Annotated in this window: 14 protein-coding genes; all 14 read right to left on the reverse strand. The window is 32.4% G+C overall.

Annotation, left to right across the window (positions count from 1 at the left end; translation table 11 throughout):
• Positions 1-188 precede the first annotated feature (188 nt).
• A complete protein-coding gene (gene eno / locus FYJ83_RS12435; protein WP_154440934.1) occupies positions 189-1,481 on the reverse strand; it encodes a phosphopyruvate hydratase in 1,293 nt (430 codons plus the stop codon).
• Between the two features lie 19 nt (positions 1,482-1,500).
• On the reverse strand, positions 1,501-3,033 hold the full coding sequence (gene gpmI, locus FYJ83_RS12440) for a 2,3-bisphosphoglycerate-independent phosphoglycerate mutase (RefSeq protein ID WP_154440936.1): 1,533 nt from the start codon (positions 3,031-3,033) through the stop codon (positions 1,501-1,503).
• A gap of 12 nt (positions 3,034-3,045) precedes the next feature.
• Entirely contained in the window at positions 3,046-3,789 is a 744-nt protein-coding gene (tpiA, locus tag FYJ83_RS12445; protein WP_154440938.1) for a triose-phosphate isomerase, read from the reverse strand.
• Between the two features lie 40 nt (positions 3,790-3,829).
• A complete protein-coding gene (locus tag FYJ83_RS12450) occupies positions 3,830-5,026 on the reverse strand; it encodes a phosphoglycerate kinase (protein WP_154440940.1) in 1,197 nt (398 codons plus the stop codon).
• 114 nt (positions 5,027-5,140) lie between these two features.
• The gene (gap, locus tag FYJ83_RS12455) at positions 5,141-6,145 is read right to left on the reverse strand and encodes a type I glyceraldehyde-3-phosphate dehydrogenase (protein WP_154440942.1); all 1,005 of its coding nucleotides are present in this window, start codon (positions 6,143-6,145) and stop codon (positions 5,141-5,143) included.
• Between the two features lie 48 nt (positions 6,146-6,193).
• On the reverse strand, positions 6,194-7,225 hold the full coding sequence (locus FYJ83_RS12460; protein WP_154440944.1) for a sugar-binding transcriptional regulator: 1,032 nt from the start codon (positions 7,223-7,225) through the stop codon (positions 6,194-6,196).
• 163 nt (positions 7,226-7,388) lie between these two features.
• The gene (rpoN, locus tag FYJ83_RS12465) at positions 7,389-8,765 is read right to left on the reverse strand and encodes an RNA polymerase factor sigma-54 (RefSeq protein WP_154440946.1); all 1,377 of its coding nucleotides are present in this window, start codon (positions 8,763-8,765) and stop codon (positions 7,389-7,391) included.
• 126 nt (positions 8,766-8,891) lie between these two features.
• The gene (locus FYJ83_RS12470; protein WP_154440948.1) at positions 8,892-9,869 is read right to left on the reverse strand and encodes an ABC transporter permease; all 978 of its coding nucleotides are present in this window, start codon (positions 9,867-9,869) and stop codon (positions 8,892-8,894) included.
• On the reverse strand, positions 9,862-10,971 hold the full coding sequence (locus FYJ83_RS12475; RefSeq protein WP_154440950.1) for an ABC transporter permease: 1,110 nt from the start codon (positions 10,969-10,971) through the stop codon (positions 9,862-9,864). Before FYJ83_RS12475 ends, FYJ83_RS12470 begins: the two co-directional genes overlap by 8 nt.
• Positions 10,958-12,484, reverse strand: a complete 1,527-nt coding sequence (locus tag FYJ83_RS12480; protein WP_154441006.1) for an ABC transporter ATP-binding protein — start codon at positions 12,482-12,484, stop codon at positions 10,958-10,960. The genes FYJ83_RS12475 and FYJ83_RS12480 overlap by 14 nt, the downstream gene beginning before the upstream one ends.
• Positions 12,485-12,561: 77 nt before the next feature.
• A complete protein-coding gene (locus FYJ83_RS12485; protein ID WP_216584992.1) occupies positions 12,562-13,668 on the reverse strand; it encodes a BMP family lipoprotein in 1,107 nt (368 codons plus the stop codon).
• Between the two features lie 170 nt (positions 13,669-13,838).
• Positions 13,839-15,026 (reverse strand): glycine/sarcosine/betaine reductase complex component C subunit alpha, encoded by a 1,188-nt coding sequence (gene grdD, locus FYJ83_RS12490; protein ID WP_154440952.1) that lies wholly within the window; start codon positions 15,024-15,026, stop codon positions 13,839-13,841.
• Between the two features lie 10 nt (positions 15,027-15,036).
• Positions 15,037-16,575 carry a glycine/sarcosine/betaine reductase complex component C subunit beta gene (gene grdC / locus FYJ83_RS12495; RefSeq protein ID WP_154440954.1) on the reverse strand — a complete coding sequence of 513 codons (1,539 nt, stop codon included), beginning with the start codon at positions 16,573-16,575 and terminating at the stop codon, positions 15,037-15,039.
• 129 nt (positions 16,576-16,704) lie between these two features.
• Positions 16,705-18,021 (reverse strand): glycine reductase complex selenoprotein B, encoded by a 1,317-nt coding sequence (grdB, locus tag FYJ83_RS12500; protein ID WP_154440956.1) that lies wholly within the window; start codon positions 18,019-18,021, stop codon positions 16,705-16,707.
• Positions 18,022-18,045: the final 24 nt, after the last annotated feature.

Below are 18,045 nucleotides of genomic sequence, written 5' to 3' on the forward strand. Positions count from 1 at the left end.
ATATTTCTTAAAATTTCTTTTGGTAATGTTGACATAAAAAATTCTCCTTTCTGGTTTAAATCATATTTTGATTCTTGCCAGAAAAGAGAATTTTATTTCGCAAAAGCACAGATTATTTTACACTACCAATTTCTATAAAATAAAAAAAGATTTCATTAAATACAATGAAATCTTCTTATGTTTAAATATTATTTTTTTAGATTATAAAAAGTTTTAATTCCTTTGTATACCGCTTCTTCTCCTAGCATATCTTCTATTCTAAGTAATTGATTATATTTTGCTACTCTATCAGTTCTTGATGGAGCACCAGTTTTTATTTGTCCTGCATTCATTGCAACAGCCAAATCTGCAATAGTAGTATCTTCAGTTTCTCCTGATCTATGAGAAATTACAGCAGTATAACCATGAGTCTTAGCCATTTCTATAGTATCTAAGGTTTCAGTTAAAGTACCAATTTGATTTAATTTAACCAATACTGAATTTGAAATTCCCAATTCTATTCCTTTAGATAATCTTTCAGTATTTGTAACAAATAAATCATCTCCTACTAACTGAATCTTATTTCCTAGTCTTTCAGTTAATAGTTTCCAGCCATCCCAATCATCTTCTGCTAATCCATCTTCAATAGATATAATAGGATATTTATTTACTAATTCTTCATAGTAATCAATCATTTCATTTACTGTGAGAACTCTTCCTTCTCCTGCTAAATTGTATACTTTTTTATCTGTATCATACATTTCTGTAGCAGCCACATCTAATGCAAGCATTATTTCTTCTCCTGGTTTATATCCAGCTTTTTCTATTGCTTCTACTATGGTTTTTAAAGCTTCTTCATTACTAGATAAGTTTGGTGCAAATCCTCCCTCATCTCCTACAGCAGTATTTAATCCTTTAGATTTTAAAACTGATTTTAAGTTATGGAATATTTCAGCTCCCATTCTAAGAGCTTCTTTAAAACTCTTTGCTCCCACGGGCATTACCATAAATTCTTGAATATCCACATTATTATCAGCATGTTCTCCACCATTTAAAATATTCATCATAGGAACTGGTAAAGTTTTAGCATTTACTCCACCAACATATTGATATAATGGCATACCTAATTCATCTGCTGCTGCCCTTGCTACTGCTAAGGATACCCCTAGAATTGCATTAGCCCCTAGTTTCCCTTTATTATGTGTATTATCTAAGCGAATCATCAATTTATCTATTGCCGTTTGTTCAAACACATCTAAACCTATTATTTCTTCTGCTATTATATTATTAACATTTTCTACTGCTTTAATAACACCTTTGCCTAGAAATCTTTCTTTATCTCCATCTCTTAATTCTACAGCTTCAAAAGCTCCTGTAGATGCTCCAGATGGAACCAATGCTCTACCGAAAGACCCAGTTTCTGTTAATACTTCTACTTCTACTGTAGGGTTTCCTCTAGAATCCAATACTTCTCTTGCATATACATCTGTTATTATACTCAAAACAATTCCTCCTTTTTATTTAGCAAATAGTTAATGATTTCCCTGTCATTTCTTTTGGTTTTTCTAAATCCATAAGTTCTAGTATTGTTGGTGCTAAATCCGCTAATATTCCTTCTTGTAACTTTACATCTCCTGCTCCCACTAGAATCAATGGCACCTTATTATTTGTATGAGATGTTATAGGGCTACCATCAGCTTCGTTTATCAACATCTCTGCATTTCCATGGTCTGCTGTAATTAGTGCTTTACCACCTTTTTTAATTAGAAGTTCTATTATTTCACCTAAACAAGTATCTACAGTTTCTATAGCTTTTACTGTAGCTGATACTATTCCTGTATGACCTACCATATCTGGATTTGCAAAGTTTAATATAATTAAATCGTATTTATCCATACTGAGCCTATTTAGTACCTCATCCTTTACCTCCATAGCACTCATTTCTGGCTGAAGATCATAAGTTGCCACTTTTGGTGATGGAATAAGTGCTCTGTCTTCATTTTCATAAGGTTCTTCTATTCCACCATTGAAGAAAAATGTCACATGAGCATATTTTTCAGTTTCAGCAATTCTCAATTGTGTTAATCCTTTATTACTTATATATTCTCCCAATGTATTTATAGGAGATTCATCAGTATATACTACATGAACATTTTCTATAGTCCTATCATATTCCGTCATAGTTACATAGAAAGTATCCACTATTTTCTCCCTTTCAAAACCATCAAAATCTTTATCTACAAAGGCTCTTGTAATTTGTCTAGCTCTATCTGGTCTAAAATTAAAGAATATAATAGAGTCGCCACTATCTATAGTTCCTACAGGCTTACCTTCTTCTTTAATAACAGTAGGTATGATAAACTCATCTGTTACTCCTTCGTTATAAGAGTTTTCTATTGCTATTAAAGGATTCTCACTTTCTTTGCCTTTACCTAAAGTAAAAGCATCATAAGCTAATTTAATTCTATCCCATCTTTTATCTCTATCCATAGCATAATACCTGCCAGATATTGTAGCAATATGCCCTACACCTATTTCATCAATCTTTTCTATTAATTCCTTTATATCTTCTTTACCTGATGTTGGTGGTACGTCTCTTCCATCTAATATTCCATGTATGTAAACATTGTAGAAATCATGATTCTTCATTAATTCCAACAATCCATATAAATGACTATTATGGCTATGAACTCCACCTGATGATACTAAACCCATTAGATGAATTTTAGAATTATTCTTTTTAGCATTTTCTATGGCTTCTAAAAACTCATTTTTATTAAAAAAATCTCCGTCTTCTATAGATTTAGTTATCTTAGTTAAATCCTGATATATTATACGACCTGAGCCTATATTTAAATGTCCGACTTCTGAATTTCCCATTTGACCCTCTGGAAGACCTACCGCGAAACCAGAGGCATCCAAAGTAGTATTAGGATATTGTTCAAATAATTTATCTATATTAGGAGTTTTAGACAGTTTTACTGCATTTCCTTCGTATGTCTTTCCCACACCAAAACCATCTAGTATTATTAACATAACTGGCGATTTATTCATATTATCCTCCAATTAAAAATTTATTAAATCTACAAAATCCTTAGCCACTAAACTAGCTCCACCAACTAAGGCACCATCTATTTCTTCTTTATCCATTAATTCCTTTATATTGCTAGGCTTTACACTTCCACCGTATTGTATTCTAATATGATCTTTCTTTTCTCCATATTTTTGTCCAATAGTTTCCCTTATGAATCCTAGCATATTATTTGCATCACTTGCAGATGCTGTTTTTCCTGTACCTATTGCCCATATTGGCTCATAGGCAATTACTATATTGTCTAAATCCTTTTCTTCTATACCTTCAAAAGCTTTGTTTATTTGCTTTTTTACTATATCATTCTCTATACCAGATTCTCTTTCATCTAATGTCTCTCCTACACAAACTATTGGTTTAAGACCATGATTTAGAGAAGATTTTATTTTTTTGTTTACAGTTTCATCTGTTTCATTGAAATATTGACGTCTTTCAGAGTGACCTATTATTACATAATCAACTCCCATCTCATTTAACATTTTAGGAGAAATCTCACCTGTAAAAGCTCCATTTTCTTCCCAATGTATATTTTGTGCACCCAGTTTGATTTCTGTGTTCTCCAATGATTTTTTAACATCAGAAAGACATGTGAAAGGTACACAAACTATAGCTTCCACATCTTTATTTAATTCATAGGACTTGATTTCTTCTATTAACTCCAAGGCTTCTTTAATTGTATTGTTCATTTTCCAATTTCCTGCGATTATAGGAGTTCGCATTATATCTCCTCCATTTCTTTAGTTAACAACTAATAACTATTCACTGTTTTTCACTTATTGCATCAATTCCAGGTAAAATCTTTCCTTCAAGTAACTCTAGTGATGCTCCTCCACCTGTTGAAATATGAGTCATTTTTTCAGCGAAGCCTGATTTTTCAACTGCTGATGCAGAATCTCCTCCACCTACTATGGTTATACCTTCTGTTTCTGACATAGCTTTTGCTACGGCATCTGTACCTTTTTTGAAATTATCCATTTCAAATACTCCCATTGGTCCATTCCAGATTACAGTTTTTGCTTCTTTAATTGCAGCTGAAAATAATTTTATGGATTCTTCACCTATATCTAATCCCATCATATCTTCTGGAATCTCTTCTATTTTAACTGTTTTAAATTCAGTATCATTTTTAAATTCCTTTGCAGCTACTACATCTACTGGCAACATTAACTTTACATTATTATCTTCTGCTTTTTTTAATAAATTCTTTGCTAAATCAATTTTATCTTCTTCAAGTAAGGATTTTCCTATTTCATATCCCTGTGCTTTTAGGAAGGTATAAGCCATGCCACCACCAACTATTATGGCATCTACTTTATTTATAAGATTCTCTATTACTCCTATTTTATCAGATACCTTTGCACCACCAAGTATTGCTACAAAAGGTCTATCTGGTGATTCTAAGGCTTTACCCATAATAGATATTTCTTTCTCTACTAAAAATCCCACAGCAGATGGTAAATATGTAGACACCCCTACATTAGATGCATGACCTCTATGGGAAGTACCGAAAGCATCATTTATATATATCTCTCCCAAGGATGCTAAATCTTTAGCAAAATTTTCTTCATTTTTTTCTTCTTCTTTTCTGAATCTAGTATTTTGAAGTAATAAAACATCTCCGTCTTCCATAGCCTCTACTTGTTTTTTTACAGCATTAGACACTACGTTATCATCATCTGCAAATATTACTTCTTTATTTAATAATTCTTTAAGTCTATTGGCAACTGCTTCTAATGTATATTTTTTATTCGCTTCACCTTTTGGTCTACCTAGATGTGACATTAATATTACCTTAGCCCCTTGTTCTATTAAATAATTTATAGTAGGTAATGATGATGTAATTCTTATATCATCTGTAATATTTCCATTTTCGTCCATTGGAACATTAAAATCACATCTAACTAATACTCTTTTTCCTGCAAAATTAAAATCCTTTAACGATTTTTTATTTAACATATTAACACCTCTTCACCAATATTTATGAAACAACTAACAATCTGATACTCAGTATCAAATTGTTAGTTGTTTTAATTCACAATTTAAAATTCAACATTCATAATTGGCGTAAGCCTATTTAGTTGCTACTAATTTTGCAAGGTCTACTACTCTTTCTGAATATCCCCACTCATTATCATACCAAGAAACTACTTTAACCATATTATCTATAGCCATAGTTGATAATCCATCTACAATTGATGAACGAGGATCAGCTATATAGTCTGATGATACTAATGGTTCATCAGAGTAACCTAGTATTCCTTTCAATTCTCCTTCACTGGCTTCTTTTAATGCTTGATTTATTTCTTCTGCTGTAGCTTTATTTTCCACTTCAAACACTACATCTACCATAGAAACTGTAGGAACTGGTACTCTTACTGAGAAACCATTAAGTTTTCCTTTTAATTCTGGAAGTACTAAAGCTACTGCCTTAGCAGCTCCTGTTGTTGTTGGAACAATATTTTGTGCCGCTGTTCTTGCACGTCTAAGATCTTTATGTCTTTTATCTAGAATTTGTTGATCATTTGTATAAGCATGGATTGTAGTCATTAGACCTTTTTTAATGCCAAATTTCTCAAGTATAACTTTAGCCACTGGTGCTAAACAGTTTGTTGTACATGAAGCATTTGAAATAATATGATGATTAGCTGGATCATATTTGTCTTCATTTACTCCAAGTACTATGGTAATGTCTTCATCCTTAGCTGGGGCAGTTATGATAACCTTTTTTGCACCTGCTTTTATATGTTTAGATAGACCATCTCTATCTCTAAATGCTCCTGTAGAGTCTATTACTAATTCAACACCAAGGTCTTTCCAAGGTATTTCTAATGGATCTCTATGAGCCACTACTTTAACCTTTTTTCCATTAATAATAAATCCATCTTCAACTACTTCTAGTGTACCATTGAATTTACCATACATAGTATCATACTTAAATAGATGTGCTAAATCATTTAAACTTCCTGAAGCATTTATTGCTACTATTTCAAATTCATCTACACCATTTTCTGCATAAGCTCTTAATACGTCTCTACCTATTCTACCAAATCCACTTAATCCAACTTTCATTGACATAACTCTTCCTCCTATTTATTATATTTTTTTATTTATATATTTTGGCTACTATGTAGCATTACTTACTATATCCAATATCTTTTTTGCAGCAGATTCATCTGTTATCAAAGTCATATTTTGATTTAATGTAGATACTGCAATTATTGATTCAGCTTTTTCTTCTCCACCTGCTACTCCAATAAGGTTATTTAAAGCCTTAAATTTTCCAAGGGATAATCCTATGGTTTTAAATTCCCAAACTTCATTTCCTTTAATATCAAAATAATGTCCAAGAGCTTCAGCTACTGCACCAGCTTTAATTAATGCGTCTATTTTTTCTTCAGATAAATTTCTTCTCTTTGCCATAGTATCTGCCCTACCAATTCCAAATACAAGGGTATTCATATTATCAATTAGCTCCATAGACTCTTTAACTTCTTCATTTTTTAACATAAGTTCTAAAGCTTTTTCTTCCAGCCCATCTGGTACATATAATAACCTATAGGAACCTCCTAATTTCTGACCTAGTTTTGCTGCTATGGAATTTGATTGAGTCTCTACCTCACGTCCCAATCCTCCCCTAGCTGGTATTACTATTACATCTCTTATTTTGTTATCAGAAGTAACTTCATCAGCTACTGCTGCCATAGTACTTCCTCCAGTAATACCTATTACCTCTTTAGCCAACAAAGATTCTTTTAACAACCTATTTGTAATTTTACCCATATCCTTTAGAACCATGCTGTTTTCTGACAAATTACCTGGTGATATGATTATTTTTCTTATTTTTAAAACTTCTTTTAATCTTTCTTCCATTTTAGGAATACCTTTTAGATTGCCATATATTGAATGTAGATTTGATAACACATTTTTCCCCTCATGGGTTATATACATACCCATTAAATCAATGCTTAACAACCCTTGATTTTTAAGTATTCCTACTTCGTCTCTTACAGTTCGTTCTTTAAAACCTAATTCTGTAGACAAGGCTCTTCTTCCTATAGGTTGATTATAGGAAATAGCCCTTAAAATAAGATATCTTTTTTCAATTATATCGACTATTTCTGGAGTTATCTTTTTTAATAATTCTAGCATTTCCATATAATTCACCTCTTAATTGGAAGTATTATCCTACTTGGTCATTTTTAGTCCCAGTAGTGCATTTTTAGTCCCAGTATCTTTAAAGAAATGGTAGAATAAAAATTCTACCACTTCTAGTATATAATACATTTATATATTATGCAATATTAAATAATATATTCATTTAATATCTTTTCCTTATTGTTGAGGAAGGTATATTTAATTCGTCTCTATATTTTGCAACAGTTCTTCTTGAAATATTTATTCCTTTTTCCTTTAATAACTCAGCTATTTTTTGATCACTATAAGGTTTTTTGTTGTTTTCATTATCTATAATTTCCTTTAATGTAACCTTTATACTAGTAGATGATAGTTCTCCTTCTTCACTTAATATTCCAGATGAAAAAAAATATTTTAGCTCAAACAATCCTCTAGGAGTTTGCACATATTTTCCATTTGTAGCTCTAGATATGGTAGATTCGTGCATTTCTATGTCTTCTGCTACATCCTTTAATGTAAGAGACTTTAGGGATTTTTCTCCTTCTATAAAAAAATCCATTTGAAACTTTAATATAGACTCAATTACTTTTCTAATAGTTGATCTTCTTTGTTCTATACTTCTAATTACCCACATTGCTGAATTAAACTTTTCATTAAGAAAGTCTATCGTATCTTTATCTCCTTCTGATTTCATAAGTTCCTTATAATAATTATTGATATTAAGTTTAGGACCTGTAGAATCATTTATTATAACAACAAATTCTCCATCTACAAGTTTGATTTCAGCATCTGGAGTTATATATCTTGCATCCCCACTTTCTCCCCTAAATGTCCTACCTGGCTTAGGCTCTAAGTTTTTTATGTAATCACAGATGTCTTGCACTTCTACAAGTTCAAGACCTAACTCCTTTGAAATTTTCTGTACCCTATTATATCCTATGTCCTCTAAATAATCTTCAATTATTGTTTGAGTACAGGGATGAACATCTTTTCTATCTCTTAATTGAATTAATAAACATTCTTTCAAATCCCTAGCTCCTACTCCTACTGGATCAAAGGCTTGTATAATATCTAATAATATTTTTGCCTCTTCTATATTTGATTTCATAAATTTTGCAATATCTTCTATGGAAGTACTTAAATATCCGTTTTCATCAATATTATATATAATGTTTTCCCCTATTTTATATTCTTTATTTTCCAGGGAAATAAGGCTTAGTTGTGATAGTAAATGTTCCCTTAATGTAGGTCCATGGCTTATAAAGGATTCATAATTATATTCCTTTACATTTTTATCTACTTGGGCTCTATAACTAATATCATCATACTTTTCTAGGTACTCTTTCCAGTCAATATCATTATCATCTTTATACTTATCTAGGTTTTCAAATTCTTCATTGGCACCTGCTGATTCAAGCATAGGGTTCTCTTCTAATTCGTTGGTAATATATTCTTTTAATTCCAAGCTATTAAATTGTAATAATTCTATAGCTTGTCTTAATTCTGGAGTCATTATTAACTTTTGAGATTGTTCAAGGATTAAATCATAGCTAAGTCTCATAAAATTCAACCTTCCTAAATAAAATTGTATTTAATTATATTATATCAGAATATTAACAAAGTACAAAATAAAAAAAGACTTCCATAAAATCATTTAAAGAAGTCTTTTTTGAAATATATAATTTATTTAACCTTGATTTTTTTCATAAGGAAGTCCATTAGCTTTAGGTCCATTTCCTTCTCCAACTACAAATATCAATGCCAATAATGTAATTACATAAGGGGTCATGGCTAGTAAAGTTGATGGCACTTTAATTGCTGTACCTCCAAGATAAATTGCAATACCTTGAGCTGCACCAAATAATAAACAAGCCCACATAGCCCCTTGAGGTTTCCATTTACCAAATATCATAGCCGCTAAAGCTATAAATCCTTGACCAGATATTAATGTTGCTCTGTAGTTTGCTACTACTGCTATACTCATTGCAGCACCACCAAATCCTGCAAATACGCCTGATAAAATAACTGCTATATATTTGATTCTATATACATTTATACCTAATGTATCTGCTGCTCTTGGATGTTCTCCTACAGATCGGATTCTAAGACCTAGTTTTGTCTTATATAATACAAACCATACTATAAATACTAATATAAAAGCAATAAAAACCGTTATATATTGATTAAAAATTGCATTTCTAAAGAAGTTTATCATAGCATCTTTTATGGTTTCTACCTGTGTAACTTCTGGTAAAATATTTTTAAATGGCTGTGGCATTTTATTATCTAATGGAATAGGTTTAGTCATTGTTGCTCCTTCAAAAAACAATCTTGAAAGGAATAAAGCTAGTCCAGGTCCTATAAAGTTAATTGCTATACCAGATACTATTTGGTCAGCAGTAAAGGTAATAGACGCGATACCATGGAGTATAGCCATAATTCCTCCTGCAATACCTGCTGCTAAAAATGCCAACCAAGGGTTTCCTGAATAATAACCTACTGTTGCACCTACTAAGGCACCTATAGTCATCATACCTTCAAGACCTATATTAACTACACCTGCATTTTCAGATATAACTCCACCTAGGGCAGTATATATAAGAGGTGCTGAATACATTAAAGATATTCCTATTATAATTCCTAGATTATTGATTATACTAATCAAGATTTTCACCTCTTTTTCTTCTAGTAAAGATTTTACCAAACATTTCAAATAGTTTTGGCATAGCCACAAAGAATACTATGGAACCTATGGCTATATTTATTACTTCTGACGGTGCTCCAATTAAAGAATTAAGTTTTCCACCACCATAAGTCAATCCACCAAATAATAATCCTGCTGGTATAGTGGCTAAAGGATTATTTCCTGCAATTAAAGATACTGCCATGCCATTAAATCCATATCCTTGAGATGCAGCAAGAATTCCTATTTGATGTTCTACTCCTAGAACCTGTGTAGCACCTGCAATCCCAGATATTGCACCTGCAATCATCATAGATACTACTATATTTTTCTTAATATTTATCCCACCGTATTCAGCAGCATCTTTATTATATCCAACAGCTTTTAGTTGGTAGCCTAATGTAGTATGCTTTAGTATGTACCATACTAGTATGGCTAATAATATGGCTATTAAAAAACCATAATTTACTGGTGGGTTCAATAATTCTCTTAAAAATTTATTATCCTTCAAAAATGCTTTTCCTGCCTCTGATACCTTCCATTGTCCTAAAAAGTTTATTTTTGCTGTATCTAATACTTTAAATGAAGCATCTGAATTCGGTCTTCTTAGAAGTGGAAATGTTAAAAAATAATTATTCATATATAAAGCTATCCAGTTTAACATTATAGATGAAATTACCTCATTTATCCCAAATTTAGATTTTAGTACTCCAACTATTCCTGCCCATATACCTGCTGCCAGTGCTCCTACTAGAATAGCCACTAAACCATGAATTACTGGAGGTAATTTAAATAAATATCCTGCTATCATTGCAAATATTGAACCTATTATAAATTGTCCCTCTGCTCCTATATTAAATAATCCTGTTTTAAAAGCAAATGCCACTGATATACCAGTTATTATTATAGGGGTAGATCTAACTATTGTATAAGAAATATATTTTGGACTACCAAATATGCCCATAAACATTACTTGGTAAGCCTCTATTGGATTATATCCTGATATAAATAAGATTATAGCTCCCACTACTAGTCCTAAAAATATTGAGAATAAGGTTACTATAAATTTGTTATTTTTTTTCATTATTTACACCTCCTCCAGCCATAAGAAGACCTAGTTTTCTTTCATCTGCATCTTTAGCATCTATTATATCTACTATTTGTCCTTCATAAATAACTGCTATTCTATCAGAAAGATTTATTACTTCATCAAGTTCAAAGGAAATAAGAAGTACTGCTTTTCCATTATCCCTTTGTTCTATTAAATATCTATGAACATATTCAATAGCTCCAACATCTAGTCCTCTCGTTGGTTGAGCAGCAATTAACACTTCTGGATTGTTTGTTACTTCCCTGGCTATAATTACTTTCTGCTGATTACCACCAGATAATGCACCTACTTTTTGGCTTGGATTATTTGGTCTTACATCAAATTTTTCTATTAATTTCTTTGAAAAATCTTCTATAGATTTATGATTTAACCTACCTTTTTTAGAAAAAGGTTCTTTATGGTAATTTTCCAATATCATATTTTCTGCAATTGTAAAGTCTAATACTAAACCTCTTTTTTGCCTGTCTTCTGGAATATTACTTAAACCAGAGTTTATTATTTCAAAAGGAGTTTTATTTGTTATATCTTTTCCATCAAGGATTACATTTCCAGACTCAATATGTCTAAGTCCCGTAATACCTTCTATTAGTTCAGATTGCCCATTTCCATCTACTCCAGCAATTCCTAGTATCTCTCCTGAATGAAGCTCTAAGGATAATCCATTTACTGCATTTAATTTTCTATTATCTTTTATAAGAACATTATTTATATTTAATATCTTTTTACCTCTATTTATAGGCTTTTTATCTGTAACAAAACTTACTTCCCTACCTACCATCATTTCTGCTAAATTTTCTTCGTTTACATCTTCAACTTTTACTGTATCAATTTTTTTACCTCTTCTAATGATTGTACAGTAATCAGCAACTGCCTTGATTTCTTTCAATTTATGGGTAATTATAATTATAGTTTTACCTTGATCTGCTAAGGAATGAATTATATTAATCAATTCATCAATTTCTTGAGGTGTAAGAACTGCTGTTGGCTCGTCTAATATTAGAATATCAGCACCTCTATATAAAGCCTTAAGTATCTCTACTCTTTGCTGCATTCCTACAGAAATATCTTGTATTTTTGCATGGCAATCTACTAGTAAACCATATTTTTTAGAAATTTCTTCTACTCTTTTAGTTGCCTCTTTTATGTTTAATACAGCACCATTTGTGGTTTCCATACCTAAAATAATATTCTCTACCACTGTAAAAGTATCTACTAGCATAAAATGTTGATGTACCATTCCTATACCATTTTTTATTGCTATATTAGGGTTAGTAATGTTTACTTTCTTACTATTTATGTAAATATCACCTGAAGTTGGTGTATAAAGTCCGTAAAGAACATTCATTAAAGTACTTTTTCCTGCACCATTTTCACCTAATAAGGCATGAATCTCACCTTTATGGACTGTTAAATCTATATTATCGTTAGCAGTAAAATCACCAAATTTTTTAGTTATATTCTTCATTTCTATTGCTTTTATATCCATTTTTTCAGTGGTCAACAGGTTTCCCTCCTATTTAGAGTTAAACAGCTCAGACTATAGCCTGAGCTGCTTTATTTTTATTATTTTAAACCTTCTACAAATACATCATAAGTATCTTGATTAACTGGAACTTCTATCTTGCCATTTATAATATCTTGTTTGATTTCTTCTACTTTTGTTAATATATCAGCTGGAACATGTTTATCTGATGTAGGAGCTATATCTACAGCACCATTATCTGCTAAACCATATGTTACAGTAGTACCACCTGGGAAATTTCCATCTTTTAATGCTTTAACTATATTGTATACACCTATATCTACACGTTTCATAGCTGAAGTTAAAACATTGTCTGGAGCCATATCGCTTTGGTCTCTATCTACTCCAATTACCCATTTGTTTTGCTCTTTAGCTGCTTCAATAACACCATCGCCTACTCCACCTGCTGCATGGAATACTACGTCCATACCTTGTTGATACATATTAGTAGCTATTGATTTACCTTTAGCTGCATCTGAGAATGAATCAGCATATTGTGATAAAACAGTAATTTCTTTTCCTAATTCTTTTGCTGCATATTGAACTCCTGCTTGGAATCCATAATCAAATGAACCAATAACTTCTCCTTCAATACCACCAACGAAACCTATTTTATTAGTTTCTGTCATTCTACCTGCAATGTATCCAACTAAAAATGATGGTTGTTCTGCTTTAAATAATACTCCTACCATATTTTCTGGTGTATCATCTCCATAAGCAGAGTCAATTATACCATATTTAGTATCTGGATTGGCTTCAGCTGCAGCTAATGCAGCATCTGCTAGTTTATATCCGATTCCCCAAATTAAATCATTACCTGCATCTAATAATGTTTCAAAGTTAGGTGCATAATCTGCCTCTTGATGTGATTCTTGATATTTTGCAGTAACTCCTAATTCTTGTTGTGCTTGTTCTAAACCTTCCCAAGCTGATTGGTTAAATGATTGGTCATTTACTCCACCTTCATCTGTAACCATACCAACTTTAATATCTGTAGCTTCTGCATCATTGTCATCTGGTGTATTAGTATCTTCATTTGTTACATTGTTATCATCTGTCGGAGCCTTCTCAGTTGGCTTACATCCTGTTAGTGCAAAGGATAAAACTAATGCTAAGACTAATGATAATGCTAATAATTTTCTTTTCACTTTTCATTACCCCCAAATTTTTATTTGTTTAAATAATATTGTTTATATAATATTATTTAAATAATATTATATAATTACCCCTTTAGGCAAATTTTCTTACAATAACATTATAATGTATATTCAGTTTTTTTTCAATATAAAAGCTCCAAGTTTCCTTGGAGCCTTAAATCTTAGCATGGATCGGATTCGCCTACGTCATAGCCAGCTTTTGCTAATGCTTTAATAGCTTCGCTTAACTTAGCTTCATTTACCATTACTATTGGTCCTGTACAACCCATTCCAGATTCAGCATAGATACCTTCTTTCCAAAGTGCTTGAACAGCATCTTCTAGTTCCATAATATCTATACCGTTTATAGTTCCTGTTACAGTTTCTGCTGGTGGAGCTTCTACAACTTCTTCTTCTTTAGCCTCTACCTTTTTAGTGTCTTTTGTAAGACCTTTTAATATATCTTTTAACCCTGCTTTATTTGCTTTTTCAAATTCTTCTTTAGCAATCTGAGTTACATTTCCTCTTATTAAAGACGCTGCATAAGCTATTGCATTAGCCACTACTGGAGTACCTGATGCTCTTGAAAGAATCAGAATTGTTCTATTGTAATCTTCACCAATTCCTGGGCCATATCCAAAGCCTTGTGCTTCATAAGAACCACCTGTTGAGAAAGATGAGAATACTTTCATTAAAAGATTACCTGTTAATGTATCAGTTATCATAATATCTGGTGTTCCTGTTAAAAGGTCGTTACCTCTCATTACTGAACCACCATCTGCTCTTCCTGATTCTGTAAAATTAACTGGATAGCCTTTGCTATTTAAGTCTTTGAAAGCTCTCTCTACTTGTCTTGCACCATCAACATTTAGGATACCTACTGTTGGGTCTTTAATCCCCATAGCTTTAGCAGTTATAATACCATATATACCATTTTTAACCATAGCTTCAACTCTGTGTGGTGATGATGTTCCTGTAGTTGTAGCTAAGAACATTTCACGACCTTGTCCAGGAGTTACAACTCTACCTACTGTAGAAACCCCTATTGGGAAATTATAGTGCATTGTAATACAAGCTCCAATTTCTCCACTGTCTAATAGTTCTTCCATTTTCTTATGTTGAGCATCTTCACCTTCAACGTTATGTTGAGTAAGAGCTGAATCAACTTTAGGTCCTATTAATACTACCTCAATGCTCTTATCTCTAGCTTGAGCCATTTCAGCACCTTTTACTATATTGTCAATTCCTAATTCTGAACCTGCTACTGTAATACCTACTTTAACTCTTTCGCCAAATTGTCCAGTTTGCATGGCATCGGCAATATCATTAAAGACTTTACCAATCATGTCTTTTATATTGTTATCTGACATATTATCACCTCTAATCTTGAAGTAGATGAGAAGCAAAATCTCTCATAGCTTCTGCCACAAGTGTTCTAACTTCCTCTTCTGATACACCTTTATTGTCATCTAACTTTCCAGTATTTCTTTCCATTACTATTGATGTACCGTCAAATAAGTTAGTCATTCTACCTAAGAATAAACTTCCTTTTCCTACGATCATCATTCTATTCATTTTACCTTCTAACATTTCTTCTCTAGCAAATCCAACATATGGTGCTCCTGAAGGAATATGTCCTTGAGTTGGTGCCCATCCTTCCATACCATGGTTTTGAATAAATGCGTCTATACCAGTTCTTTCAACTTCGCCTCTCTTAACTCCTAGAGCTGCTATCATTTTATAGTTAGCTGCTGGAACATCTCCTGCTCCCGCTGGTTTTGTAACATCTGGGTTTTGCATTTCTACTGAGTATTTATCTATATCAGTTACTTTTAATCCTGCTTTATCAAGTGGAGCTGTAACTAATGAAGTAACAACTGCTTGTGGTGATGAACCAGTACCTACAGTATGTCTACCAACTAAGTCAGTTCTAAGAACTGGGTTTACGCCATCATTTTCTGCAACTATCATTGCAAATCCACCAATAACGTCTTCTAATATAGGCATATCTTTTTTAACATGGTCTTTACCATTCATACCTAATTTAGCAGTACATCCACCTGCAACAACCATAACTTTTTTATAAGTTCCTGCTTGAACTAATGAAGCTGCTGATACTATAGCATGAGCAGGAGCTGCACAGAATCCTCTTAAATCTGAACCTGTAGCATTTGTAAGTCCAGCCATTTCTGCAACTGCCTTAGCAAAGTTACCGCCACCTCTTTGGTTCATATCTCCACAAGCTTCTTCTGAACACTCAATTACATATTCAACTTCTTCAGGATTTAAATCATTTTTAGCTAAACAATGTAATGCAGCTAATACTCCTGATGCTTTTGTAACTAAGTTTTCAAACATAACGTGAGCTGTTAAGTTAACGTCTACATCGTGAGCTCTCTTTACACAACCTACTACTTTTTCATCATGATATAGTGGTTCTGCACCTTGCTCGTTAATATATTTTTCAATATCTGCTATTTCTGCACCATCTTTTAATTTTGCAACAAATTCATCTTTAATTAGTGGATGTGCATCTAGTTTTGGTTTAACCATTGTTGTGAATTCTTTTGATAATAACACAAGATCAAATACGTCTACTATTTTAATTAGACCTATAAATTCATCTTGTGGCATTATTTCACCAAATTTACCATCTCTTTTTGCATCTTGAACATCTTTATCATACCATGGTTGTTCTATTGTTTTAAGCTCTTCTGGCTTATGGTTTCCAATGTAAACTTGGTTTGGTAAATAGTTAACAGCATCTTCAAATTTACGAATATGCTTTGGTAATTCCTTTAAATATTCTGAATCTGGGTGTAGTAATCTCTCTGTTGTTTGAGTTGTACCATTGTGAATAATCATATCTGGTGCTTGCATTAGAACATAAGATGTTCCTTTTACTACTGAATAATTCATATGTCCACCTCCATAAATTTTGGTATGTAATTGTCTTCTGTGAATTCAAGCAAAGATACCTTAATTTTACTTTTTAGTACTTTGCTTATAAAAGGGTGATAGAAATCACCCTTTTATAATTTTTATTAATTATTTTTTAACATCAAATACAGTTTGTTCTGTTACTTCAGTTGTTAAAGCTTCTAATGCTCTTTCAACTAATTTTCTTCTAAGAGCTTTCTCTTCCTTAGGATCTAATTTTGGATCTCCTAATGGATGAGGAATAGCTATAGCTGGAACTATTCTATTAGCTCCTACTGTTAATGATATTGGAACTACTGTACACATATGAACTACTGGAATACCAGCTCTCTCAACTTCTTTTACCATTGTTGCACCGCAACGTGTACAAGTGCCTCACGTAGAAGTTAAGATAACTGCGTCTACTCCATCTCTCTTCATTTCTGCAGAGAATTCCTCTGAGAATTTCTTAGAGCTTGCTACAGCAGTACCATTTCCTACTGTTGAATAGTAATATCTGTGTAGTTTACCAATTTTTCCTTCTTTTTCCATTTCACGTAAAACGTCAACTGGAATAACTCTATCTGCATCTATATTAGCATATACTGGGTCATGTCCACCGTGCGCTGTTTCCCATTCTCCTTCTTTAAGATCATCAACACCTTCAATATCATATTTACCATATTTTTGAGCTGATGATGACTCAATGTGATCAGGGTTTCCGTGTGGAACTATACCACCTGAAGTTACAATTGCTATTGTAGCTTTAGATAAATCTTTTATAGCTGGGTTTGGATCAACTCTATCGAAGTTTGGCATAGGGAACTCAGTAACAAATTCTTCTCCTGCAAGTTTCTTCACAAGCATATCAACTGCTCTTTCAGAACCTCTCTTATCAGTGAAGTAATTCTTTCTGATTCCTCTTTCTAAATATCCTTCTTCTTCTGGAGAACCTATTTCTTCACCCTTAGCTACTTTAAGTGCTAATGGCACTAATTTACTAACTGCATCTCTCATACCAGCAGCTGAGTTTCTTGTAGAAACAACATATACTGACTTCTTGAACATATCAGCACCTGGGTTTTCTATATACATACCAGTTACAGCTGGTATTCCTAGTTCATTTTGTACAGCTTCTGTAACTGTACCTGCTGCAACTCCATATCTACCTGCATTAAATGCTGGTCCAGCTATAACTAGGTCTGGGTTATATTGTTTAATTAATTCAAGTACTTCTTTTTTTGCATCTTCTAGATTTTCGCCAAAATATCCATCACCACATATAACCGTAGCTATGATTTCTGCTTCGTCTTTAAATCCTGCTTGAATAGCTAAACCAGGTCCCATAGCACCTTCTCTTGCTTCTGGTCTATGGTCTGCCATTTCCTCTCCACCAATTCCAGCATAAAACTGGTTAATATAGTGTACTACTTTAATTTTCCCCATTTGTTTCCCTCCTCTCATGTATTG

Source organism: Tissierella pigra (genome assembly GCF_009695605.1).
Classification (GTDB): Bacteria; Bacillota; Clostridia; order Tissierellales; family Tissierellaceae; genus Tissierella; species Tissierella pigra.

Bases quoted from the DNA above. Each gene is read 5' to 3' on its own strand.
- FYJ83_RS12450 (WP_154440940.1), bottom strand. From the start codon at position 5,026: ATGTTAAATAAAAAATCGTTAAAGGATTTTAATTTTGCAGGAAAAAGA.
- FYJ83_RS12475 (WP_154440950.1), bottom strand. From the start codon at position 10,971: ATGAAAAAAAATAACAAATTTATAGTAACCTTATTCTCAATATTTTTA.
- rpoN (WP_154440946.1), bottom strand. From the start codon at position 8,765: ATGAGACTTAGCTATGATTTAATCCTTGAACAATCTCAAAAGTTAATA.
- FYJ83_RS12480 (WP_154441006.1), bottom strand. From the start codon at position 12,484: ATGGATATAAAAGCAATAGAAATGAAGAATATAACTAAAAAATTTGGT.
- gap (WP_154440942.1), bottom strand. From the start codon at position 6,145: ATGTCAATGAAAGTTGGATTAAGTGGATTTGGTAGAATAGGTAGAGAC.
- grdD (WP_154440952.1), bottom strand. From the start codon at position 15,026: ATGTCAGATAACAATATAAAAGACATGATTGGTAAAGTCTTTAATGAT.
- gpmI (WP_154440936.1), bottom strand. From the start codon at position 3,033: ATGAATAAATCGCCAGTTATGTTAATAATACTAGATGGTTTTGGTGTG.
- tpiA (WP_154440938.1), bottom strand. From the start codon at position 3,789: ATGCGAACTCCTATAATCGCAGGAAATTGGAAAATGAACAATACAATT.
- grdC (WP_154440954.1), bottom strand. From the start codon at position 16,575: ATGAATTATTCAGTAGTAAAAGGAACATCTTATGTTCTAATGCAAGCA.
- FYJ83_RS12460 (WP_154440944.1), bottom strand. From the start codon at position 7,225: ATGGAAATGCTAGAATTATTAAAAAAGATAACTCCAGAAATAGTCGAT.